The organism is Trichococcus pasteurii (genome assembly GCF_900112935.1).
GTDB lineage: Bacteria > Bacillota > Bacilli > Lactobacillales > Aerococcaceae > Trichococcus > Trichococcus pasteurii.
On record NZ_FONM01000008.1, the window covers coordinates 16291 to 40214 of the forward strand.

The 23924-nt window shown below is 51.0% G+C and carries 17 protein-coding genes; 13 read left to right on the forward strand and 4 right to left on the reverse strand.

From position 1 onward, the window contains the following. Positions 1-7 precede the first annotated feature (7 nt). The 3 genes from BM184_RS08095 (at position 8) to BM184_RS08105 (ending at position 2576) form a co-directional block, all read left to right on the forward strand. A complete protein-coding gene (locus BM184_RS08095; RefSeq protein WP_086943262.1) occupies positions 8-841 on the forward strand; it encodes a PTS mannose/fructose/sorbose/N-acetylgalactosamine transporter subunit IIC in 834 nt (277 codons plus the stop codon). 1 nt (position 842) lies between these two features. Further along, positions 843-1676, forward strand: a complete 834-nt coding sequence (locus BM184_RS08100) for a PTS system mannose/fructose/sorbose family transporter subunit IID (RefSeq protein WP_086943263.1) — start codon at positions 843-845, stop codon at positions 1674-1676. Positions 1677-2207: 531 nt separating this feature from the next. After that, a complete protein-coding gene (locus BM184_RS08105; protein ID WP_086943264.1) occupies positions 2208-2576 on the forward strand; it encodes a YccF domain-containing protein in 369 nt (122 codons plus the stop codon). Between the two features lie 123 nt (positions 2577-2699). Here the strand turns inward: BM184_RS08105 and BM184_RS08110 are convergent, their stop codons facing one another. Then, complete coding sequence (locus tag BM184_RS08110; protein WP_086943265.1) at positions 2700-3569, reverse strand: SDR family oxidoreductase; 870 nt, start codon at positions 3567-3569, stop codon at positions 2700-2702. A 136-nt stretch (positions 3570-3705) separates the two neighbouring features. Between BM184_RS08110 and BM184_RS08115 the strand changes: the two genes are divergently transcribed. The 6 genes from BM184_RS08115 to BM184_RS08140 all read left to right on the forward strand — a co-directional run bounded on the left by BM184_RS08115 (position 3706) and on the right by BM184_RS08140 (position 13565). Next, positions 3706-4056, forward strand: coding sequence for a winged helix-turn-helix transcriptional regulator (locus BM184_RS08115; RefSeq protein WP_086943266.1), 351 nt, complete (start codon positions 3706-3708; stop codon positions 4054-4056). A 447-nt stretch (positions 4057-4503) separates the two neighbouring features. Continuing rightward, positions 4504-5169, forward strand: a complete 666-nt coding sequence (pgmB, locus tag BM184_RS08120) for a beta-phosphoglucomutase (RefSeq protein ID WP_086943267.1) — start codon at positions 4504-4506, stop codon at positions 5167-5169. A 404-nt stretch (positions 5170-5573) separates the two neighbouring features. Then, entirely contained in the window at positions 5574-8042 is a 2469-nt protein-coding gene (locus BM184_RS08125; protein ID WP_086943268.1) for a glycoside hydrolase family 2 TIM barrel-domain containing protein, read from the forward strand. Positions 8043-8055: 13 nt separating this feature from the next. Continuing rightward, positions 8056-9930, forward strand: coding sequence for a glycoside hydrolase family 43 protein (locus BM184_RS15550; RefSeq protein WP_245830733.1), 1875 nt, complete (start codon positions 8056-8058; stop codon positions 9928-9930). After that, on the forward strand, positions 9818-11914 hold the full coding sequence (locus BM184_RS08135; protein WP_245830747.1) for a glycoside hydrolase family 3 N-terminal domain-containing protein: 2097 nt from the start codon (positions 9818-9820) through the stop codon (positions 11912-11914). The genes BM184_RS15550 and BM184_RS08135 overlap by 113 nt, the downstream gene beginning before the upstream one ends. Positions 11915-12140: 226 nt before the next feature. Beyond that, positions 12141-13565, forward strand: coding sequence for an MFS transporter (locus tag BM184_RS08140; protein ID WP_245830741.1), 1425 nt, complete (start codon positions 12141-12143; stop codon positions 13563-13565). A gap of 367 nt (positions 13566-13932) precedes the next feature. On the opposite strand, the gene BM184_RS08145 is transcribed toward BM184_RS08140, so the two are convergent. Continuing rightward, positions 13933-15048: an AraC family transcriptional regulator gene (locus BM184_RS08145; RefSeq protein WP_086943270.1), complete on the reverse strand. Its 1116-nt coding sequence runs from the start codon at positions 15046-15048 to the stop codon at positions 13933-13935. A 147-nt stretch (positions 15049-15195) separates the two neighbouring features. Here BM184_RS08145 and BM184_RS08150 point away from each other — a divergent pair, with 147 nt between their 5' ends. The 3 genes from BM184_RS08150 to BM184_RS08160 all read left to right on the forward strand — a co-directional run bounded on the left by BM184_RS08150 (position 15196) and on the right by BM184_RS08160 (position 20857). Beyond that, on the forward strand, positions 15196-18069 hold the full coding sequence (locus BM184_RS08150) for an alpha-L-rhamnosidase (RefSeq protein ID WP_086943271.1): 2874 nt from the start codon (positions 15196-15198) through the stop codon (positions 18067-18069). Positions 18070-18202: 133 nt separating this feature from the next. Next, positions 18203-19912 (forward strand): glycoside hydrolase family 3 protein, encoded by a 1710-nt coding sequence (locus BM184_RS08155; RefSeq protein WP_086943272.1) that lies wholly within the window; start codon positions 18203-18205, stop codon positions 19910-19912. Positions 19913-19924: 12 nt separating this feature from the next. Next, positions 19925-20857 carry an alpha/beta hydrolase gene (locus BM184_RS08160; RefSeq protein ID WP_086943273.1) on the forward strand — a complete coding sequence of 311 codons (933 nt, stop codon included), beginning with the start codon at positions 19925-19927 and terminating at the stop codon, positions 20855-20857. Between the two features lie 168 nt (positions 20858-21025). Here BM184_RS08160 and BM184_RS08165 read toward each other — a convergent pair whose 3' ends face one another. Next, positions 21026-21595 (reverse strand): histidine phosphatase family protein, encoded by a 570-nt coding sequence (locus BM184_RS08165; RefSeq protein WP_086943274.1) that lies wholly within the window; start codon positions 21593-21595, stop codon positions 21026-21028. 602 nt (positions 21596-22197) lie between these two features. Here BM184_RS08165 and BM184_RS08170 point away from each other — a divergent pair. After that, positions 22198-23412: an MFS transporter gene (locus BM184_RS08170; RefSeq protein ID WP_177208599.1), complete on the forward strand. Its 1215-nt coding sequence runs from the start codon at positions 22198-22200 to the stop codon at positions 23410-23412. An 80-nt stretch (positions 23413-23492) separates the two neighbouring features. On the opposite strand, the gene BM184_RS08175 is transcribed toward BM184_RS08170, so the two are convergent. Then, a complete protein-coding gene (locus tag BM184_RS08175; RefSeq protein WP_086943276.1) occupies positions 23493-23834 on the reverse strand; it encodes a (4Fe-4S)-binding protein in 342 nt (113 codons plus the stop codon). Positions 23835-23924 lie beyond the last annotated feature (90 nt).

Sequence of the window (23924 nt, forward strand, 5' to 3'; positions counted from 1 at the left end):
AGAAATTATGACAATTAGTTGGATTCAAGCAGCTATGCTAGGGCTGTTCGCCTGCTTATCAAGTATGCCTGGTTTAGGTGGTACATCATTCGGAAATTATACATTAGGTCGTCCTTTAATCGGTGGTTTAGTATCAGGTATTATTTTAGGCGATATCCAAACGGGTATTTTAGTCGGCGCGGCAATGCAAATCGTGTACATCGCATTGGTCACTCCTGGCGGAACGGTCTCAGCTGACGTTCGCGCAGTCAGTTATATCGGTATTCCGCTTGCAATGGTAGCTTTGAAAAGCTATGGTTTGACGGCTCTTAGCGTAGAAGGTGCAGCACTAGCTACATCATTCGGTACGATGGTCGGGACTTTGGGTACCGTATTATTTTACGGAACTGCAACGGCTAACTTGGCTTGGCAACACATCGGTTGGAAAGCGGTAGAAAAAGGAGAATTCCGTAAGTTATATGCAGTCAATATGGGCTTGCCTTGGATTTCCCATTTCTTCTTTTCGTTTATCCCAACCTTGATCATGTGTAAATTGGGAGCTGATGTTGTTGAGTTGATCAAAACAACCTTACCGATGGATGGTTTGGCAATGAAAACCTTATTCACAGTCGGATCCTTGCTTCCTTGCGTCGGGATTGCGATTCTGTTGAAACAAATCGTTACCAAAGCAGTAGACTTTATTCCCTTCTTCTTCGGCTTTACTTTGGCTGCTTCATTAGGGATCAACTTGGTTTCAGCGACAGTGGTTGCGGCTATGTTTGCATTAATCAACTATCGTATCAAACTGTTGTCATTGCAAAGAATGGTATCAGTGAGCGGCGATGAAGAGGAGGACATTTAAGATGGCGAAGGAATTAAGCAAAAAAACGTTAACTAAATCTTTCCACAATTGGTATTACGGAAACTTGACCTGTTTCTCCCAAGAACATATGCAAACATTTGGATATTTATGTTCGATGTTGCCGATCGTTGAAGAACTCTATGATAAAAAAGAAGATCAAGAAAGATCGATGAAGACCTATACTGCCTTCTTCAATACGGAACCTCAAATCGGTACAGTCGTAGTCGGTATTACTGCTGGCTTGGAAGTCGCTCGTGCCAATGGTTCAGCGGATGTCGATGATGAAACGATCAATGGTTTGCGTGCTGGTCTGATGGGACCTTTGGCGGGTATCGGCGATTCCCTGATCGTTGGGACTTTGATTCCGATTTTGCTTGGTATCGCACTGGGCTTGTCCACTGATGGTTCGCCATTAGGTGCAATTTTCTATATGATCGTATGGAATCTGATTGCCTACTTCGGGATGAAATTCCTTTACTTCAAAGGCTATGAATTAGGCGGTAAAGCTGTTGATTTCTTGGTAGGACCACAAGGGTTGGCGTTACGCGAATCGATCACTTTATTAGGCGGAATGGTCATCGGGGCGGTTGCTGCTACTTGGGTAAGTGTCAAAACATCGTTCGCGTTGGTTGGGTCGGACGGAAACAGCATTTTGACGCTGCAGGACAAATTCGATTCCGTATATCCGGGATTATTGACTGCTTCATTTGTAGTAGGCTGCTGGTATTTGCTGTCCAAAAAGAACATGTCACCGATTAAAGTCATGTTGATTTTGGTAGTCGTTGCCTTTGTCGGCGTTTTGGTAGGATTCTTCAACCCAGGATTGACTTATTAATCCAAAGAAATATTGTGGGGCCGTCTCTTGCGAGACGGCTCTTTTTTCGGGGAAGAGCAGAGGGTGCCTGGTAACCGGAGGAGCGCGACTTGAAATAGTCGTCAGCTCCGGTTAGGCTTCGCTCCCCGGAGAACAACGGTAACTTTCAGCCCTACCTTCGACGAAGCCAGCCTTATCGGAGAAGCAAGACGAAATGTTGGGCGAATTCCGGCGAATCCTGCGTTCACCGGAGGAGGACAGGGTGTGCCTGGTAGCCGGAGGAGCGCGACGGAACTGGGTCGTCAGCTCCGGTTAAGCTTCGCTCCCCGGAGAACAGCGGTAACTTTCATCCCCACCTTCGACGAAGCTGGCCTTATCGGAGAAGCAAGACGAAATGTTGGGTGACCTCCGGCGAGGCCTGCGTTCACCGGAGGAAAGACCGTGAGCAAATCGCGAGCAAATCATAGACCAGGGGTGAAAAATTCAGTACTTAGTCTGATGCCTTTGCGTGCAGCAGGGATTATAATGTAAGGGAAAGAGAGGTTGAGGATCATGAATTTCTTAATGAATCTGATTTGGTTTGTGTTAGGTGGTTTCATCAGTTTTATTTCTTGGATCGTTATCGGAATCCTATGGTGCCTGACCATCGTCGGGATCCCTATTGGCATGCAATGCTTCAAGTTCGCGGTGATGGCGGCTGTGCCGTTCGGTAGGGAAATCCGCATCAGCGAAAGCGGCACGTCTTTAGTGTTGAATATAATCTGGATGCTGTTGGGCGGCTTGGCATTGGCTGCTGAGGAAGTCATCCTGGGCATCGCCTTCTGTCTGACTATCGTAGGCATTCCGTTCGGGCTGCAGCACTTCAAACACGCCAAGCTGGCATTGTTTCCGTTTGGGGCGGAAATCTATCGGGTTGCATAACAGGCAATATCATTGTCGGATGAGTACGCTACCGAAGACTCTATTTTAAAAAGCAATGAGGCCCTTTATTTCCAGTCAATCACTGGGAATAAAGGACCTCATTTTTACGGTTCAATGCAATAATTAATTTTGCGTAATGCCATTTACGATTTGGCTCAAACCCTCATCGACCGGGGTTGCTGGACGGCCAAGGAGTTTTTCGAAATCATTGCTCTCAACATCCAGGGAGCCAACTCGAATGCTTCTTTGGATTTCAACAAGGATAGGGATGACGAAATCCGGCACCCCGGCAGCCTGCATAATATCAGCATAAGTAGCGTCATCAACCTGTTGGACAGTTATTTCTTTGCCCAATACACTTCCGAGGGCGGCTGCTATTTCTTCCTGAGTCAATACTTTGCCAGAAAGCTCGTAGATTGTATTTTCGTGCCCTTTACCGGAAAGTACAGCAGCCGCAGCCTCTGCATAATCTTGTTGAAGTGCCCAGCCGACCTTGCCGTTTTCTGCTGATGTGACCCATGGAGCTCCTGCCAGGACACCTTGAATACTTGAAATTTCATTCTCCAAGTACCAGTTGTTGCGTAAGAATGAGTAGGGAATCCCTGTTTTCAAAATTGCTTCTTCTGTGGCCTGATGCGTTGGAGCGAATAAATTTTTACTTTCTTTTGCATTCGCTAAACTGGTGTACGCGATGAAACCGACGCCGGCGCGTTCTGCCGCAGCTACCGCGTTGGCGTGCTGGCGAATTCTTGTTTCGTTATCCCCATCCGCAGAGACAAGCAATAAACGATCAACACCCGCAAAAGCAGCATCCAATGTTTCCGGATGATCAAAATCCCCTTGGCGGACTTCCACTCCACGAGCCCTTAATTCTTCCGCTTTTTCTGGATTACGAACACTGACAGCCAGTTGACTTGCCGGTACAGTCTTCAACAGCGTTTCTACAACCTTCGAGCCGAATTTTCCTGTTGCTCCCGTTACTAATAATTTCATATGGCATTTCTCCAATTCTTTTGTTTACTTATTTAATGTAAACTAATAGTATAGCAATAGACAGATTTTTGAAAGTAGGCACTTTTTTATGACCTAGTCATAAAAACAGTACCATTGTGGAAGAGAGGCGTTTATTATGGCAAGAAGTTGGTTCGGCGACCCCGCAGATGAACAATTGGAGGCGACGGTTTGTCCCATCACGCAAACGCAAGACATCATTGCGGGCAAATGGAAAATCATCATATTATGGAATCTAAGCACGCAGACGAGACGTTTTAATGAACTTCAACGATTGTTGCCGAATATTTCAAAAGGGATATTAACAAGGCAATTGCGGGAATTGGAAGAAGATCAGATGGTTCATAGAGAAGTCTATAAAGAGGTTCCGCCGAAAGTAGAATATTCCTTAACACCTTTGGGGCAAAGTTTTATTCCGATACTGCAGAGTATGGGCGAGTGGAGTAAGAAAAATTTGGTGAGTAAGTAAAAATTCGCTGTGATTGTGGCAGTGCCGTTCGGAGCGGAAATCTACCAGGGTGGGTAACAGTTGCGTTCAGAATCTAGCGACTCTGATTTTGTAAATATATTTATCGGTTTGTAGCGGGAATTGATTGTCGAGGGTGAGTCTGGTGTTTTCTGACTTGCATGAGACGGATCAGTTCCCGTTTTTTGTGTTGGATGCAAATAGATGATATATGTTAATGGAAGCAGCTTTTTGGCGTAGGATTCTGCCATTTGGTTAATCCGATTTGTAAATGATAACGAAATCATTTATAAATCAGATATATAAGATAGAGCGTCTGGCTGCCGGTTAAATGCCTGATTGTAAAATAATTGACTGTCTAAATCATCCGTTGACAACGCCCTATTTCTTGCGTAAGCTGTGAACTAAATTTAAGCTTAAGGCAGAAATGCAGACGAAAGGGATGGGGATATGAAGGCGGTACTATTTGATTTGGATGGTGTGATCACCGATACAGCGAAGTTTCATTTTTTGGCTTGGCGCGACTTGGGAGCGGAGCTGGGAATCGAAGTGGATGAGGCGTTCAACGAGGAGCTGAAGGGGGTAAGCCGCATTGATTCGCTGGAGCGCATATTGGCGCAAGGCGGGATTGCAGATAAATATTCCACAGTAGAAAAAGATGAATTGTGCGTGAAAAAGAATGCCCATTACTTGGAATTGATAAAGGAAATGACGCCGGATGACATTTTGCCGGGCATCATTCCGCTGTTGGAGGAACTGAAGGCTGCCGGCATCAAAATGGTTGTGACTTCTGCCAGCAAGAATGCACCGGGAATCCTTGATTTGTTGCAGGTGCGTCCTTACTTCGACGGCATCGTCGATCCGGCGACTGTTAAGGCTGGCAAACCTGCTCCGGATATTTTTCTGGCGGGCGCTCAGCTTGCGGGTGCCGATCCGGCTGACTGTGTAGGGGTCGAAGATGCGGCTTCTGGCGTTGAAGCCATCAAAGCTGCCGGCATCGTGGCGGTTGGGGTTGGCGATAAGCAGGTTTTGGCTTTGGCTGATCGCGTGCTGCCGAGCACCGCTGATCTGTCGCTTGCCGTTTTGCAGGAAGCGTGGGCGGAAAGCCACAAGTGACGGACGGATAGCTTTTTCAAAGATCGATAAAAGTGGACTTGCCAGGCGGCAAGTCTATTTTTGTTGTCATTTTTTTGGTGCGGATTTGCTGTGGTGGCCTCGCCGGAGCAGAGGCGAGCGCAAATCTATCACCTCCGACGAGCCTCTGTTCGTCGGAGGACAGCATGCGGCCGCGCACCCAGCTCCGGCCAACATTCGCTCGCAGGAGGAGAGCAAATCACCGGCACCGCAACTCCGTTGAGAAGGGCACTCATCGGAGGAAGTGCCCGCTCCCGCGGATACCTTAAAAAATGTCGGATATACACTATCAAATGGCATGGAATGCATGACGGGATAAGGCTAAACTGTAAAGTGAGCGTGGGGACACCTGCAAATGAAAGCGTATACCGGAGAGGGTGGATGGAATGATAGAGAAAAAATTTAATGACAAGTGGAAATTCTGGGAGAACAAAGACTCCTTTGCGTTGGTTTGGAACGTGCCGGAGACGGCCAAGGAAATCACGGTGCCCCATGATGCGATGTTTGAAAAGAACCCGCACGCGGAAAGCCTGAACGGCGGCAACACAGGTTATTATGACGGCGGATTCTATAACTATGTGAAGACGCTCCACGCTCCGGCCGAGTACAAGGAAAAGACGGTCATCCTGAAATTTGAAGGCGTGTATATGAACGCCATGGTGTACATAAACGGCGAGCTAGCGGGCAAAAACATGTTCGGGTATTCGACTTTTTACGTTCCGCTGAATGATTTTCTGCGCTACGGCGAAGAAAACGAGATCCGGGTCCAAGTCCGCAACGGCGCGATGACCAACAGCCGCTGGTATTCCGGTGGGGGGATCTATCGGGATGTCTACTTGTTGGTTTCGGATGTGACGCATCTGGTGCCGGAAGGGATCCAGATCAAAACGGCAGAAGCCGATGAAACATTAGCGGTATTGGACATAGCGACAGAAGTGAAGACACGGAAGTATGCTCCAAGCCGAGTTGTATTGGAAACCGTGATCCGCGATGCGGAAGGCAATGAAGTGGCGAAAGCACGCTCGCCTTTTGTGTTGTTTGAGCAAGAGGAGCGGGTCATCAAACAGCGCGTGACCGTGGACAACCCGGAACGCTGGTCGGACGAAAATCCGAGCTTGTATACTTGCGTAAGCAATCTTTACGTTGACGGAAAATTGGCGGATGAAGCGGAAACGACTTTCGGCATCCGCACGTTGCAAGTAGATGCGAGACGCGGGCTGCGTGTGAACGGTGAAACGGTGAAACTCCGCGGAGCCTGCATCCATCACGACAGCGGTCTGCTTGGGGCGGCCACATACGAGGATGCCCAATTCCGCCAGATCAAAATGCTGAAGGAAGCAGGATTCAATGCGGTCCGTATGTCCCATCACCCGATGGCGCCGGCGATGCTGCGGGCCTGCGACAGTCTGGGCATGTACGTGATGGACGAAACCTTCGACATGTGGAACCGGATGAAATCCGACTACGATTACGGCCTCTATTTCCAGGAATGGTGGGAAAAGGACGTGACGGCGATGGTCCGCAAGGATTTCAACCATCCGGCGGTGATCCTGTATTCGGTCGGCAATGAAATCCCGGAAATCGGGACCCCGCACGGCGCGAAAGTCTGCCACGAATTGTGCGCCAAAATTAAAGAGTTGGACGTCACCCGTTTCACATTGGCCGGCATCAACGGCGTCTTTGCGGCCGGAGACAAGGTCGATCAGATTGTCAGCGATGTTGTTTCGGACCTGCAGCAGTCAGGCGAAATCGAAGGCAACGTCAATGATTTCATGACGCTGATGGACGGCCATCTGGACGAAATCGTTGTGCATCCGGCCATCTCGGAACGTTTGGAAATGGCCTGCAGCGCCACCGATATCGCGGGCTACAACTATATGACGGCCCGTTACGAAGGCGACAGAGAAGCTTATCCGAACCGCATCATGGTCGGCAGCGAAACATACCCGCCGGAAATCGCCCGCAACTGGGACCTGGTCGAAAAACTGCCGCAAGTGATCGGCGATTTCACCTGGACCGGCTGGGATTACCTGGGTGAAGCTGGCGTCGGCGTGCCGGCCTATCAATGGGGCGAAGGCGGCTTTGGTGCCAAATTCCCTTGCCAATTGGCTTATGTCGGGGATTTCGACATCACCGGGATCCGCCGCCCGCTCTCCTATTTCCGCGAAATCGTCTTCGGGCTGCGGAATGATCCGTACATCACCGTCCAAAACCCGCACCGCTACGGTGAGCATCTGATCAAAACGCCTTGGATCATGAGCGATAACGTGTCGAGCTGGACATGGAACGGCTGCGAGTGGAACCCAGTGATTGTGGAAGTGTATGCGCCAGGAACGGAAATAGAACTGTTCCGCAACGGGGAATCGTTGGGCAAACAAGCTTCCGGCAAAGCGGTGGGCTATCGTGCGTTATTCGAAACGGCTTATGAGCCGGGCACACTGATGGCTGTCGCCTACGAAAATGGCCAGGAAATCGGCCGGATGGACTTGACGACTGCCGGCGATGATCGCACGTTTGTATTTGGCCAAGCGGAAATCATGGATGAACTCGTCTATGTTCCGGTTGCCTACTGCGATGCGGCTGGGACGGTGGCGACAGATGCCGACCAGACGATCCGTTTGACGGTTTCCGGTGATGCAGAGCTGATCGGCTTCGGCAGCGGCAATCCGAAACCGGCAGTCAATCCGGAAAAACAAGTGACGCAAACATTCCTTGGCCGAGCGATGATCATCCTCAAAAAAACTGCCGCTGCCGAAAATGTCGTCTTGACGCTTACTGCAGCGAACGGGGCTACGGAAAGGCTCAAGCTGGCGCTGTCTGAAGCAGACGCAAAACCAAAAACTACGATTTCCTAGAAAGAGTGAAGATATGATACAAAATCCAATTCTGCCGGGTTTCTACCCGGATCCATCAATCTGCCGGGTTGGCGACGATTTCTATCTCGTCACTTCCAGCTTCAGTTACTTTCCGGGCGTGCCGATCTTCCACAGCAAGGATTTGGAGCAGTGGGTACAGATCGGCCATGTGCTTGATCGACCGGAACAGTTGCCATTGACGCATGAAATGATCTCGGCCGGCATTTTTGCCCCAACAATCCGTCATCATGAAGGCACGTTCTACATGATCACGACCAACATGAGCATGGGCGTCGTCAATTTTGTCGTGACTGCCACCGATCCTGCCGGTCCGTGGTCGGACATGCACATCATCAAAGGCGCGGACGGCATCGATCCTTCCTTGTTCTGGGACGAAGACGGAAAGTGCTATTACACAGGGACGACCCGTTTCGATGACGAAGCGGGCTCCAGGCAAGGCATTTGGTGCTCCGAGATCGATCTGGAAACTTTCGAATTGATCGGCGAGCGCCACATCATCGGAACCGGGGCCCAGATAAACGCAGAAGCCCCGGAAGGTCCGCATTTGTACAAAAAAGACGGCTATTATTATTTGATGATCGCGGAAGGCGGGACCGAACATTTCCATGCGGTCACGATCAGCCGCAGCGAGTCGATTTTCGGGGAATATGAGAATCATCAAGGCAATCCGATCCTGACCCATCGCCACCTCGGAACAGGTTATCCGGTCTGGAATGTGGGCCATGGGGATTTGGTCGAACTGAAGAATGGCGATTGGTATATGGTTTGTCTTGGTTCGCGATTGAGCGAGGGCCAGCATAAACTGCTGGGCCGCGAAACCTTCCTTGTGCCGGTTGTGTGGGAGGACGGCTGGCCTGTCGTCAGCAAAGGCACAGGCAAAGTGGAGTGGACCTATCCCTCCCCGGGGCTGCCGAACTGGCAACCGGCTGGGCGTGCAGTCAATGATTTCAAGGCACCTGTCGTGGAGTATTTCGAAAATGAACTTGGCTTTGACTGGAACTTTTTGGGGACGCCCCGGGAAGAATTCGCCAAGGTTGAAGCGGGCCGTCTGCGCTTGAAGTTGTTGAAGAACGCGCTGGTCCCATGGGAATTCGACAATACGGACGGGAGCGTCTTCAGCCGCATCTCCAAGATCGGCAAAACAAAAGAGAACGTCAGCTTCGTCGGCAGACGCCAGCAGCACCTGGATTTCCAGGCAACGGTCACGATCCATTTTTCGCCTGAGGAAAACGAGGCGGCGGGCATCATTATCCTGCAGAATGACGCCAACCAATTGCGTCTGGAAATCACGGAAGGCCAAGAGGGCAATCCGGTCGTGCGCTGTATGCGGGTGGTCTCACATTACGACCAAGCCGGCATCCAGCACTTCACCGAAGCGCAGTTAGGCGAAGTCCTCGCGGCTCCGAATCAATCGGATCTTGTCCTGCAAGTGAAGGGAAACGGCTCACGCTACAATTTCTCAGCAGGGCTATCTGCAGACAAAATGGAGTCGGTTGCGGATGAGGTGGACGGGTCCTTCCTGGGTTCGGAAACAGCGGGCGGTTTTGTCGGCACCTATATCGGCCTGTTTGCTTCCGGAAACGGACAAGCGAAAGAGAAATACGCAGCATTCGACACCTTCATTTACGAGGCTTCGAACTGGAAGGAGAAACCAAGCAATGATGGATGTGCTGACACTAAAAATAGAAGCCTTGATCGGCGAAATGACTTTGGAGGAAAAAATCGGGCAGCTGCAGCAATGCGGGCCATCTCTGGTGGGTGCCTTCGAGGTCAGCTTCGAGGAACTGCTGGATATGATGTTCGACGGTCGGATCAGTCAGGAAGAATTCGGAAGGCTGATGAGCACGGCCGAAAAAGACTTCCATGAAGAGGATCTGCGTGCCGGAAAGATCGGTTCGTACAATGGCGTCGGGGATGCTCTGACAGCGAACCGGCTCCAGAAAATAGCCATGGAGGAAAGCCGTTTGGGCATTCCTTTGCTGTTCGGCTATGATGTGATCCATGGATTCCGGACAGTTACGCCGATTCCGTTGGCTGAAAGTTGCGCGTGGGATCCTGAACTGTGGCAGAAAACGGCTAGGATGTCTGCGGAAGAAGCGACGGCAGCGGGCGTTCACATGACGTTCGCCCCGATGGTGGATGTCGCGAAAGATGCGCGCTGGGGCCGTGTCAGTGAAGGCGCCGGCGAGGACACTCTGTTGAACGGCGACTATGGTGCAGCCAAGGTACGGGGATTTCAAGGCCAGAACTTGTCGCAAGCGGACGCGATGGCAGCCTGCCTGAAGCACTTTGCGGCATATGGGGCCGGAGAAGCAGGCAAAGATTATAATCGGGTGGATATGTCCGAGCAACGATTGCGGGAGGAATATTTGCCTGCCTACAAAGCCAGCGTCGATGCCGGGGCACGTGCGGTCATGCCTGCTTTCAACGATCTGAACGGCGTGCCGTGCACCGTGAACGAATGGCTGTTGCGGGATGTTTTGCGGGACGAATGGGGCTTCGACGGCATCACGGTAAGCGATGCGAATGCCATCGCTGAGTGCGTGAACCATGGCGTCGCAGCGGACCGGCAAGCGGCAGCCAAAGAAGCGCTGCAGGCAGGGATCGATATGGATATGACTTCGAATGTCTACGCTGAGAACCTTGCCGGACTGATCGAAGCCGGTGAACTCGCAGTAGATTTACTGGACCAAGCCGTGTACCGCATCCTCAAGCTTAAAGTCGAACTTGGCTTGTTTGAAAAGCCTTATCGGACGGATGAAGAAAAAGAAAAGGCGACATTGGTAAGGCCGGAGTACCGGGCGCTTGCCCGTGAAGCGGCAACCAAATCGATGGTTTTGTTGAAAAATGAGTCTGTCTTGCCGCTGAATCCGCAGCAAAAAATCGCCGTCTTCGGTGCGCTTGCAAACGATCCGGGCCAGATGACAGGCGCTTGGGCAATCGGTGCACAGGAAAAGGACTGCGTCAGTATGATTCAGGCCATGGATGCACAGGGAATTGCTTACGCCTATCATCCAGGCATCATCGACGGGAACGTGGCGACGGCTGAAATCAACCAAGCAGCGGAAACCGCGGATGTGGTGATTTTGGCCATCGGCGAGCAAAAAGAAGAGAGCGGGGAAGCCGCAAGCAAGGGCGACATCTCATTGCCAGCCGTCCAACTGGAGCTCTCAGAAGCGCTGCTTCGGACAGGAAAACCGGTTGTTGCCGTGCTGTTCAACGGCAGGCCGCTGGCGATTCCGACCATTGCGGAACAAGTCCCTGCCATCCTTGAGGCGTGGCATCCGGGGATCGAAGCCGGGAACGCGATCTTGGATATTCTCTATGGCGCGGTGAATCCGAGCGCCAAGTTGACGACAACCTTTCCTTACGCAACGGGACAATGCCCGCTGTACTATGACCACATTTCCACCGGACGTCCTGGCGGGAAGTCGAAATTCACATCGAAATATTTGGACACGCCGCTTGAACCCGTGTATCCGTTCGGCTATGGTTTGAGCTATACGACGTTTTCGTACAGTGATCTGCAGGTGGAAAAAGCAGGGGATGCGGTCCGGCTTACGGTGACCGTCTCGAACAGCGGCGCGCGTGAAGGCGAAGAAATCGTCCAATGCTACGTGCAAGACATTGTGGCCAAACGGGCGCGTCCGGTCAAGCAGTTGAAAGCCTATCGCAAGGTCTTGCTTCAGCCTGGGGAATCGGTCGTAGTGGAATTTGCAGTGCCGTTCGAAAAATTGGGCTACTATGATCAGAAAATGGACTACGTTTTGGAGGCTGGCGAATTCGCATTTTTTGTGGGCGGAAATTCCAGGGACGGCCTTTCGGAAACGATTCATCTATCATTCATTTAATGGGGAAGGCGCGCTGAAGATATATCGGCTGCGCCTTTTTTTTAATTTCAAATATAAATTTTTCGAATGTGAAAAGTTTATAAAACAACAAAGTAAACCCTTTCTGAAATAAAATGAGCAATATTAAAAAATGTCGGATTATCAGTAAATAATAACATGGCTGTTTGGTAAGCGGTTTTATATAATGTGATTATCAAGCTTGATAGAAAAAAAGGAGTGATATGTTATGGCAGAAAAGACAGAAGCAACAGTGTTGATGGAAACAGCCACAAAGGCACCAAAAGAAAAAGTCAGTAACTTATTTGCCTGGTCGCACGCTACGTCAGTAAGTGGAACCGCTATGTTGATAGCAGCTATTATCGGAAGTTATTTCTCAGTTTACATGACGGACACAATGATGATTCCGGCAGCGGCAGCATCCATGATCATGTTCGTTGCGACTTTATGGGATGCGATCAATGACCCGATGATGGGCGTCATCGCTGACCGAACCAAATCAAAATGGGGACGTTATCGCCCATACTTTGTGGTTGCACCGATCCTGCTTACTATTTTCGGGACACTGATCTGGTTGAATCCCGACTTTTCGACAAACGGGAAAATCATCTACGTGCTGTTGACGTATATCGGCTACGGCATGACGGTCACAATGTACACGATGCCGCAAATGGCCGTCTTGCCTGCGCATGTAAAGACAGATGATCAAAGAAACAAAGTCATCATGATGGGAGCAGGATCGACCGCGGTCATGTTCACTATCGGCGCATCCTTCACCCCACAAATGAAAGCGTTCTTTGAAGGCGCATTCGGAGTGTCAAACGGCTATATTCCATTGATGATTGTGCTTGGATTGATTTCCTGTCTCTCGTTCTGGGGATTGTTCGCAACCGCAAAAGAAAAATATATCGCTCCCGTGAGTGATACGCCGCTTACGCAAGATTTGAAAAAAATATTGCGCCACAAGGAATTGTCTCCATTCGTGATCGTTTGGATCATGGCTTCAATGGGGTACGGCCTGATGTTTGCGAGTTCCGTATTCTATGTCATGTATTACTTGGGCCGTCCGGATCTGATTTCCATCTACATGCTGGTCGTTTCCATGGGTGCCTTGGTTTCGATGGTTGTCTTGATGCCGATCTGCATGCGCATCTTCAAAACAGCCCAGAGAACATTGGTAGTCACGCAAATCGCAGCAATCATCTGCTATGTGACGCTGTTCTTCGTCGGCAGTAAGAGCATGACGTTGCTTTATGTCATCACTTTCATCGCTACATCCGTGGCATCCATGTCAAATGCACTGGTCAACGTATTGGTGAACGATGCCATCGATTATGTCCAATTCAAAGACGGTATCGCCGCAAACGGCGTCATCTCGTCCATCAAAGGATTTGCGCAAAAATGCGGGAATACCGTGACAAACTCAGGTATTCTGGCTGTGCTTGCTTGGGCAGGCTACAGAGCCGGTGAAATCGGCAACCAACCGGAGAGCACGATGTTTGCCATCAACTTCCTGCGTTTCGGCGCGCCAGCCATCATCGGCGGCATCCTGCTAATCGCCTTGAAGTTCAATCCGGTCGAAAAACACCGCGCTGACATTCTGGAGATGAAAGAGTTGATCCGCGATCATAGCGAAGACAATCATGATGCATAATCAGAAGTAATTTTAGTCTTAAAAAAGGGTGCTGTCTCCAAAAAGGGGCAGCACCTATGTTGGTTTATTGATGGGTAGCGTGATCTCTGGGGTGGCTTCGCCGGAGCAGAGGCGAGCGCAAATTTCTCACCTCCGATGAGTCCTCGTTCGTCGGAGAACAGCATCCGATCCAGCGCCCAGCTCCGGCCAACATTCGCTCACAGGAGGAGGGCAAATTACCGGAACCGCAACTCCGTTGAGAAGGGCACTCACCGGAGGAAAGCACCAGCTCCGATCAGGGTGGCCTAGCCGGAGATGAGTATCCCGCCGCTATCTCCGCGCAAAAAAACGGGCCGCCTCGGAAGCGAGGCGACCCATTATAAAAAGTTTAAATGAATGGATTGAAAGTATCCTCGGTGTGCGCGTGTTGTTTGCGGTATTGCACCGGTGAAATCTGATAGGTTGTGCGGAACACGCGCGAAAAATGATCGGTCGACTTGTAGCCTACCTGCGTTGCGATTTCGCTGATTTTCAGGTTGGAGTTCTCCAGATATTCGATCGCATGCGCCAAGCGCAAGCGTCGGACCAGATCGGTGAAATTGTAGCCGGTGTTTTCCCGGATCATCGTCGACAGATAAGGCTCGCTGTAATGGAATTCTTCGGCCAATCGGGACAGCGACAGCTCCTGGTAATGGTGCTGGATGTACTGCAGGATGACGGAAAAATCGGTGCCGATGTGATAGTTATGGAATTGCATGCTCTCGCTGTAATTGCGCAGCAAGTTGGAGAACATCAAGTTGATCCAATTGATGCAGCAACTGTTGCTGTAGTTGTCGTAGCGATGGCATTCAACCATGGCATTGCGGATAAGCGGTTTCAGCTGGTCGTTCTGATCGGTTTTGAATAAAAGGAAATTGGGACTCGTATCATCCTGAAGGATTTTGCGGAAAAAGTAAGAAAGCAGATCCTTTCCTGACAACAACGAGAAGAAGATCGTGTCGAAGGAACTTTTACGGAGCATAATCGTGTAAACAATCGATTCATCAACAATCAAAATATCATGCTTTGAGGAAGGCGCAATGATGCACAGTTCCCCTTCCTGCAAGGTGGATATTTCATCCTCAAAAGTGAACCGACAGCTACCCCGCACGACGTAATTGATTTCAAAAAAGTTATGCGTATGCGGATTCGGACGGGTGAACTTGGGATGGCGGATAACAAACACATCCCGTTTGTGAGGAATGATATCCGTTTCGACGACAGAGGACGTTGAAGGGATCTGCGGCGTCAGGAAAAGCACAAAAGAATCGATGATATCCTCAAACTCATCATCCGACATGTTCTCGAAAATGCCGGTTACATTGGGTATTTCGAGCGTCTGTTTCAACAAACCTTTTCGGTAAAGATAATCCGTCATTTCGGTAAACTGCATGCGTTTGCCGGCTTGGCGGTAATAATCGGTCATTTGTTTTTGAAATTCACCGTACGTGATATAGTAGGGCATAATTTTTTGATCCTCCCTATCAGAGCTAGATTAGCGGTTGTTGGAAAAGTATAGCAGACAAATTTTTGTTATTCAAGAAGGCTTAGATTACAGCAATCATTGGAAATAAATCAAGAACGAGCAAAAAAATGAAAACGGAGGCAAATCATGAAGATACAGAAATTACGCACCAACTATTTGGAAAATCCGCTGGGCTACTTGTTGGATACACTGAGCCTGTCCTGGATCGTGTCCGGCAAAAATGAGCCGGGCATGGAGACGAAAGTAGTGGTGGCAGCGGATGCTGCCTTCGCAGAAGTCCTGTTCGAAAGCGACTGGATCGAGGGAATCAACGCGTTGGACTTCCAACCGGAACTCAGCTTGCTGCCGCAAACGCGCTACTATTGGAAAGTTCAAGTGCAAGCAGGCGATGAACTGCTAGCTGAAAGCGAGCCGGCTTGGTTCGAAACAGCGAAACCGCTGGGATCGTGGACGGCGCAATGGATTACACCTGGCGAGGATCAAGCAGCGCAGCCGATTGTGAAAAAGCAATTTGTGCTGGAAAAAGAAGTCGCGGCTGCGCGTTTGTACATCTGCGGCTTGGGCTTGTATGAATTTGAGGTGAACGGACAGTGGACGCACGACGAGTACCTCCTGCCGGGCTATCACGCGTATGACTTTTGGCAACAATACCAGACGTTCGACGTGACGGACAGTCTCAAAAGCGGCGGCAATGCGCTCGGGATCATGCTCGGGGATGGCTGGTTCAAAGGCCGTTTCGGCTTTGACGGCGGCTACACGAATCTGTACGGGGAGCAACTGAAGCTGATCGCCGAACTGCACCTTGCCTACGCGGATGGAACAACCGAAACCATCGGCAGCGATGACTCCTGGCTGACACAACCGGGCCCGGTACTGAAAAGCAGCATCTACGACGGAGAAGTCTACGATGCGCGCAAAGAAGTTGTCGATTGGTCCGTTTATACGGAAGACCTCGCGGGATGGCAGCCAGTCACTGTGCTGCCGGATGCAACGGACCGGCTTTCCGCCCGCTTGAGCCCGGCTCTGAAATATGTCGAAAGCTTGGTTCCGGAAGTGATCCAGTCACCTGCCGGCGAAACGATCCTTGATTTCAAACAGAACATGGTCGGTTGGATAGCCTTCAAGACGCAGGCGCCAGCCGGAACGGAAGTCGGCTATGAAGTGGGGGAAGAACTGCAGGATGGCTGTTTCTACAACGACAACCTGCGGACTGCGGAAGCGAAGTTCACCTACATCAGCGACGGAAACGAAAGAGTCGTCCGTCCGCACTTCACATTTTATGGCTTCCGCTACGCAAGACTGAGTGGCTTCGATCACGATGTCAATCCGGCCGATTTCATCGGCTACGTGATCCATAGCGACTTGGAAGTGACCGGGAAAATCGAGACGGCGAATCCCCAAGTGAATCAATTGATTAAAAATGCGCTTTGGGGACAAAAAGGCAATTTCCTGGATGTGCCGACGGATTGCCCGCAACGGGATGAACGGATGGGCTGGACAGGCGATGCGCAGATTTTTGCCCGCACAGCCAGCTACAACATGTACACACCGGCGTTCTACCGGAAATTTATGCACGATCTGCGTCTGGAACAGGAACAATTGGACGGATCGATCCCTTTCGTCGTGCCGATGCTGAAACCGAAAAATTCGGAAGGCGGATTTATGGGAGCCGGGGCCGCGGCTTGGAGCGATGCCGCGACCGTGATTCCGTGGGTGCTGTATGAACAGCACGGCGATCTCTCGCTGTTGCGGGAGCAGTACGCCACGATGGTCGATTGGGTGGAATATGTCTACCGCGAGGATGAGCGCAGCGGTTCGAACAGACTTTGGACGACAGGGTTTCAGTTCGGCGATTGGCTGGCATTGGACGGAAAGAACCCGAACGCCCCGATTGGCGGAACCGATACGAAACTGGTCGCTTCTGTCTACTATTATTATTCGTCAACCCTTACGGCCAAGGCTGCCGCAGCGTTAGGCAAGCAGGCGGATGCCGAAAAGTACACGGCCTTGGCGGAAGATATCAAAGCCGCCATTCAGGCTGAATTTTTGACTGCGAAAGGGCGATTGGCTGTGAATACGCAGACCGCCTATGTCCTGTTCCTCTATTTCGATCTGGTCCCGCAAGCAAGCCTGAGCCGGGTCATTGACGATTTCGAAGCGAAACTGTTGGAGGATGATGTCCATCTAAAAACCGGCTTTGTCGGGACGCCTTATCTGTGCGAAGCGCTCACGAAGAGCGGTTTGACGGAGTTGGCCTACAGCATTTTGCTGAACGAGGATTATCCGAGCTGGCTGTACGCGGTAAATCTCGGCGCAACCACGATCTGGGAACGCTGGAATTCCGTCTTGCCGGACGGGAAAATCAGCGGCACCGAAATGAACTCGTTGAACCATTACGCCTACGGATCGATCGTCGAGTGGCTTTACCGTTCGGTGCTGGGCGTTCAAGCCGATCCGAAGCAAGCAGGCTACCGTCATTTTTATCTGAAACCTGCCCCAAGCGCGCAACTGGGCGCCGCAAGCGGGGAATACGCCTCCTCTTCCGGCAAAATCAAGAGTGCTTGGCGCATCCTGGAAGACGGGCAACTGCATTTCGCCTTCGAGGTGCCGACCCAAAGCACAGCTACAATCGAGCTTCCGCACTGCTTAGTCGATGAAATCGCGGGCCAATTGCAGGGCCTGGGCATTGCCCAAACGGAAATCATCCAAATAGGCGACAGCGTATCGTTTACGGTAGCCGGCGGAGCGTATGCATTTACCTACACACCGTTGAAAGCTTACAATGTCAACTATTCCATCGCGATGACATACAAAGAACTCTTGGCAATCAAAGCGACCCGCACGGTGATTTTCGACCATCTGCCGATGCTGAAAGGGAATGACCTGGCGCTGAACCAGTTGGATAGCCCGTTCGAAACTTTTTCCTCGGTCCCGATTGTGCAGCATTTTGTGAATGACCGCGTTCTCGGAGAAATCGATGAGGCATTGGCAAAACTTTAAAGCGATGCGTTGCCCAAATATCTTAAAAAATGTCGTGAACGTGAAAAGAATGGACCCTATGCGCTTGCGTTAATGGGTCGGGAACTGCTGTATAATTAGCGTTAAGAAGGAATAACAGTAAAGGTGTGATTTGATGGTACGTTTAACAGAAAAGCCGTTTTTTTTATCGGATGACCAAATTTCTTGGGTAGAAAATACACTAAGCGAGATGACAGTGGAAGAAAAAATCGGGCAAATTTTCTGCCCAATCGCCGGGAATCCGGAAGATCAGGCATTGACGGAATTTGTGCAGAAATATCAACCGGGCGGCATGATGTTCCGCCCGATGCCGGCAAAAGCGATCAGACAGGCGCATGGGGTTCTGCAGAACGAAAGTAAAATCCCATTGTTGTTGGCGGCCAATCTCGAAGCTGGTGGAAACGGGATCTGCTCGGACGGAACGTATTACGGCCGTCCGATGGGTGTCGCGGCGACAGCTGATGAGCAGGAAGCCTATCGATTGGGCTTTGTTTCCGGCCGTGAAGCGCAGGCTGTCGGCTGCAACTGGGCGTTTTCCCCGATCGTGGACATCGACATGAACTTCAAAAACCCGATCACGAACGTCAGGACGTTCGGCTCGGACGTCGATCAAGTGATCGGTTTTTCCCGTCAGCAAATGAAAGGCCTGCATGAGAACGGCATTGCGACGGCAGTCAAACATTTTCCGGGCGACGGCGTGGACGAGCGTGATCAGCATCTGGTGAGCACCGTGAACAGTCTGTCCGTTCCGGAATGGGATGAAAGTTACGGCAAAGTCTACAAAGCAATGATCGAAGAGGGCGCGTTGTCCGTCATGATCGGTCATATCCTGCAGCCGGCCTACAGCAAAGCGCTCAATCCCGCTTTGGCGGACAAAGATATTTTGCCGGCTTCCTTGTCGACGGAATTGGTGAACGGCTTGCTGCGCGACCGCTTGGGCTTCAATGGCGTAGCGGTGACGGATGCGACACCGATGATCGGCTACAATGCGGCGATGTCCCGCAAGAAGGCGATCCCGACAACGATCAATGCAGGCTGCGACATGATCCTGTTCAACAAGAACATCGACGAAGATTACCAAGCGATGCGCGATGCAGTAAACTGCGGCGACGTATCGATGGATCGGCTGGATGAAGCGGTCACCCGCATTCTGGCGATGAAAGCCAGCATGGGCTTGGTGGATAAGCAGCAAACAAACAGCCTGATCCCTGATGTGGAAGCGTTGGACAGCGTGGGCTGTCAGGAGCATCTTGATTTGGCAAGAAAGAGTGCGGACAAAGCCATCACCTTGGTGAAGGACACGCAAAATCTGCTGCCGATCTCACCGGAGAAAACACCGCGTGTGCGGGTCTATATGCTGGAAGACCGATTGAGCGGTGGCTTTAAGGATGGCGGGGCTTCCGAGGGGTCCTTCATAGGAAAACTGAGCGAAGCCGGCTTTCAGGTAGAAACATTCAATTATGAACAATTGAACTTCCATGAAATCTTTGAGGAGGGCGTGGACGATCTGAAGGCGAAAGTGGATCTGGTCATCTATGTGGCGAATTACGATACCGCGAGCAACCAGACGACACGCCGGATCGATTGGATCCGTCTGATGGCGGCCGACGCACCTTGGTTTGTTCAGGATGTCCCAACCTTGTTCGTATCCTTGGCGAACCCGTACCATCTTTTCGATGCGCCGATGATCCGGACCTACATCAACGGCTACTCTGCAAACGACACGGTCAACGAAATACTCGTGGAAAAATTGATCGGCAAGTCCGAATTCCAAGGCAAGAGCCCTGTCGATCCGTTCTGCAGCGTCTGGGGCACGAACTTATAAGGAGGCAAGAAGATGATTGTTGAAACGCTAAAATTGTATCCGGAACGGGCAGACGTCACGTTGACGACTTATGTCCTGCAGGATTCGCCGGAATTGTTGGACGGCGCAACCCGCCCGGCCGTGCTGATCTGCCCAGGCGGCGCTTATCTCTCCTGTTCCGACCGGGAAGCCGAGCCAGTGGCGATGCGGTTTGCGGCGATGGGCTATCATGCCTTTGTGCTGCGCTATTCCGTTTACTTGGATAAGCACGAACCTTTTGAATCCATTTTTGGTGGAGTTGAAAGGCGGGAGCATACAGTCTTTCCTGCCGCGATCCGGGACATCGGCAAAGCCATGTTGACGATTCATCAAAACAGCGAAGCGTGGCTGGTCGATACAGATCGCATCGCTCTCTGCGGCTTTTCGGCAGGCGCGCACAATGCCGCGACCTATTCGGTCTATTGGGACAAACCGATTCTGACCGAGCATTATCAAGTGTCGGAAGAAAGTCTTCGTCCCGCTGCCACAATTCTTGGGTATACGTTAAGCGACTACATCTTTATGAAAGAAACAGAAAAAGATGAAATGGCAACCTTGCTGTTCGATGCCTCCGCAATGTCGCTGCTGGGGGAAGCATCCTCGAGTGATGACAGATTGAAGGAAGTGAGCCCGGCGTTGTTGGTGACAGAAAAAACACCGCCCATGTTCTTGTGGGCAACCGCATCAGATGCGTTAGTCCCGGTCGGGCACACTCTGCGGATGGGCATGGCATTGTCAGAGAACAAAATCCCGTTCGAGATGCATGTATTCGAAGAAGGGCAGCACGGATTGAGCCTTGCCACGCAAGCCACAGCGAACGCCAAAACGCTGGTCGATCAGAATGCCGCCAAGTGGATCGATCTGGCGGACGCCTGGCTGTTGAAACGGTTCAGATTTGAACTGCAGGATGAAACCAGATGGGGTTAGGAACATTCAGATTGTGATCAAAAAAGATGGATAACAGACAGATATTCTTCTTTCTGCACTCTCCGGAAATCAATTAAATGTGGGAAATGCATCAAAAAAGTTAAGGGGTGTGTCGAACGAGGCACCCCTTAACTTTTTTCGTTTAAACAGATTTGTTTTCAAAAAACTTTAGAACCCGTGCCGTTCGACTTCCAACAGCGCGAAGGTTTTCGCCTCTGGATCGTATTCGTACTTGAAGACGCAGCAGTTGGTGATGCCATCCTTCATCACTTCATGGGGATCATGCCAAGCTCGCAGGAAGTGGATGCAGGCGCCGGCGTGGGAAACGGCGAGCACAGTCTGGTGGTCGTCCTGTTCCATGATTTCGGTGCAGGTCCGGACCATCCGTTCCATTACCTGATCACCGGATTCGCCGCCGTATTGCACGAAGAAGGTACTTTTGTCTTTGGGATTCAGATCTTCGCTTTCGCCTTCGAAGGTTCCGAAATGCATTTCCTTCAGGCCTTTCAGGCGTTGGTAGGGCATCAATTCGTTCGTCACGATTTCCAGCGTATCGCAGGCGCGCTCGGCTGTTGAACTATAGGCGTGGTCGAGGTCGATCTCATCAAAATAGGCGCTGGCGATTCCTGCTTGCTGGATGCCGAGCTCCGTCAAAGGCGAATCGCATGCGCCCTGGATTTTTCTGCGGACATTGAAAAGGGTCTGGCCATGGCGCATCAAGTACAATGTTTTTTTCATTTGGGTTCCTCCTGGGCTGTGAAGCGTATACAAATCAATTATACTACTTGCTTCGGGGGACAAGTCAACAAGGAGTGTCTTATCGTACTCTCCACTCTCTCTCATATGGCTGACGTGATGCGCCGCGCTGGTTTTTTCCTCCGGCGAACGGAGGCTACGCCGGAGCACGCCTCACATTATAAGTCTGTGCTCCGACGAGAACTGGCTCGCAGGAGAAGAGCCCGCAAGATACCGCTGTACTCCGATGGGAGAACCCTCACAGGAGGAGCGTACCGATTCCGGCGCTCAACTCCGGTCTGCGGCACCCGAACGTCCTCCTCCGGCGAACGGAGGCTACGCCGGAGCACGCCTCACATTATAAGTCTGTGCTCCGACGAGAACTGGCTCGCAGGAGAAGAGCCCGCAAGATACCGCTGTACTCCGGTGGGGGAACCCTCGCCGGAGGAGCGCACCGATTCCGTCGCTCAGCGCGGGAATTCGCTCGCCGCAAATATTTTTTCGAAAACCCTTGACCTAGAGTTCACTTCAGGTGTTATGCTTAGCCTAACAAGTTAGCGATTACAAATTTACGAGGTGCTTTGTCGCGGAAAGGCGGTATTCATTTGAAAAAAGACCTGCTATTGAAAATTTCCATCCTCTCGGCCTCGTTAGTCGTGGTGTCGGGAGGGGCCATCGCTGCCAATATTCCGGCCATGGCGAAAACGTTCGCGGATGTTCCGCTCCAAACTGTGGAAATGCTGTCGACCATCCCGTCCCTGTTCATCATTATTTCGGTATTGATGAGCAATCTGTTCGCGCGTTATTTGGGTTACAAACGCACGATCCTGATCGGAATCGCAATCGTCCTCGTCTCCGGCATCATCCCGGCGCTGATCGGCAATTTCTGGATCATTTTAGTTTCGCGGGCGCTCTTCGGTTTCGGTGTGGGCATGTTCAATTCACTCCTTGTCGCAATCATTAGTCATTTTTACGAAGGTGACGAGAGGGCGGCCATGATCGGTTACCAGAGTGCCTTCGAAGGGTTGAGCGGTATGTTTATGACTTTCGCCGTCGGACAGCTGCTGAAGGTCCATTGGCAAACCTCCTTTTGGGTCTATCTGATCGCATTGCCCGTCTTCATCCTGTTCCTGCTATTCGTCCCGAATGTCGCTTATGACGAAATAGGGAAAGAAAAGCCTGCGGACGGGGAAATGAAATCATCGGCCTTTCAAAAAAACAGCGAGCCCGCTCTCAGCAAACGAGACTTCCTGGGTTACATCGTGCTGCTGGTCATAGCCGTCATCATTTATATGTCCATCGCAGTGAAAGGGACGACATTGATGACCACATTGGGCTACGGCGATGCGACGGACGGCAGCAACATCCTGGCGCTGATCGGGGTGGGGGCCATGTCAGCCGGATTCCTTTTCGGGAAGGTGTACCGGATCACACGTACTTACACGCTGCCGATTTCCTTCTCCGTCATGAGCGTCGGCATGTTTTTGATCGCGTCATCGAACAGTGTGTTGCAGACCAGCATCGCAGCAGTCGTCTGCGGCTTTTCCTTCAGGACGTTCCTCCCTTATCTTTTCAACAAGGTCAGCACGTCCTCCGCCGGCAATGCGGCTTACCGGACTTCACTCATTCTGGTAGGCTTCAATATCGGCGCGGCCTTCTCACCATACGGCATCGTGGTATTGGAGCGGCTGTTCCAAGTGACCTCGGTGCGCGGTATCTTCTATATCGAAGCGGCGATTCTGCTTGGATTGGCGGTCTTCAGATTTGTGGTGAACTTGAGGAAACCAAGGGAAAATGCGCAGATAGCTGCGGCAGAATAGAATGAATAATAAAAAAAGACATAAAAAATCACCCGCGAAGGATCTTGAGGTCCTTTGTGGGTGATTTTTTGGGTAGAAGGCTATTTTTTAGTCTCATCCGGAGGGCAATCATTTTTTTCCTCAGGGCTGTCTTCAGTTTGTTCGGGCTTCATCGCTCCCAGGGGAAAGGTCGGCAAGATTTCTTCGGAGCCTTTCAAGCGGTACTTCAGCGCTCCGGATGGACAAGTGTGGATGACGCGCGCCACTTCTTCGGGCGTATCCGCATCAGCCAAAATCCAAGGTTTTCTTTTCGTGTCAAAGATGGCATTGTTCCCCCGCACGCAGTTGCCGGAGTACGTGCAGACGCTTAAATTGAAGTAGACATCGACCTTTTCTCCTGTATATTTCCGATAGCCACTCGCTAATAGTTCAGACTCGTTCATAATAATGGCTCCCCTCTCGGACCGCATTTTGATAGCGGATTCATTTGTGACTATTATATCACTTTGGCCATGAAATCCGTAAAGGAATAC

What these genes read in the sequence shown, in the direction of transcription:
- BM184_RS08095 (WP_086943262.1), top strand. Translation starts at nt 8, where the DNA reads ATGACAATTAGTTGGATTCAAGCAGCTATGCTAGGGCTGTTCGCCTGC.
- BM184_RS08100 (WP_086943263.1), top strand. Translation starts at nt 843, where the DNA reads ATGGCGAAGGAATTAAGCAAAAAAACGTTAACTAAATCTTTCCACAAT.
- BM184_RS08105 (WP_086943264.1), top strand. Translation starts at nt 2,208, where the DNA reads ATGAATTTCTTAATGAATCTGATTTGGTTTGTGTTAGGTGGTTTCATC.
- BM184_RS08110 (WP_086943265.1), bottom strand. Translation starts at nt 3,569, where the DNA reads ATGAAATTATTAGTAACGGGAGCAACAGGAAAATTCGGCTCGAAGGTT.
- BM184_RS08115 (WP_086943266.1), top strand. Translation starts at nt 3,706, where the DNA reads ATGGCAAGAAGTTGGTTCGGCGACCCCGCAGATGAACAATTGGAGGCG.
- pgmB (WP_086943267.1), top strand. Translation starts at nt 4,504, where the DNA reads ATGAAGGCGGTACTATTTGATTTGGATGGTGTGATCACCGATACAGCG.
- BM184_RS08125 (WP_086943268.1), top strand. Translation starts at nt 5,574, where the DNA reads ATGATAGAGAAAAAATTTAATGACAAGTGGAAATTCTGGGAGAACAAA.
- BM184_RS15550 (WP_245830733.1), top strand. Translation starts at nt 8,056, where the DNA reads ATGATACAAAATCCAATTCTGCCGGGTTTCTACCCGGATCCATCAATC.
- BM184_RS08140 (WP_245830741.1), top strand. Translation starts at nt 12,141, where the DNA reads ATGGCAGAAAAGACAGAAGCAACAGTGTTGATGGAAACAGCCACAAAG.
- BM184_RS08145 (WP_086943270.1), bottom strand. Translation starts at nt 15,048, where the DNA reads ATGCCCTACTATATCACGTACGGTGAATTTCAAAAACAAATGACCGAT.
- BM184_RS08150 (WP_086943271.1), top strand. Translation starts at nt 15,196, where the DNA reads ATGAAGATACAGAAATTACGCACCAACTATTTGGAAAATCCGCTGGGC.
- BM184_RS08155 (WP_086943272.1), top strand. Translation starts at nt 18,203, where the DNA reads ATGGTACGTTTAACAGAAAAGCCGTTTTTTTTATCGGATGACCAAATT.
- BM184_RS08160 (WP_086943273.1), top strand. Translation starts at nt 19,925, where the DNA reads ATGATTGTTGAAACGCTAAAATTGTATCCGGAACGGGCAGACGTCACG.
- BM184_RS08165 (WP_086943274.1), bottom strand. Translation starts at nt 21,595, where the DNA reads ATGAAAAAAACATTGTACTTGATGCGCCATGGCCAGACCCTTTTCAAT.
- BM184_RS08175 (WP_086943276.1), bottom strand. Translation starts at nt 23,834, where the DNA reads ATGAACGAGTCTGAACTATTAGCGAGTGGCTATCGGAAATATACAGGA.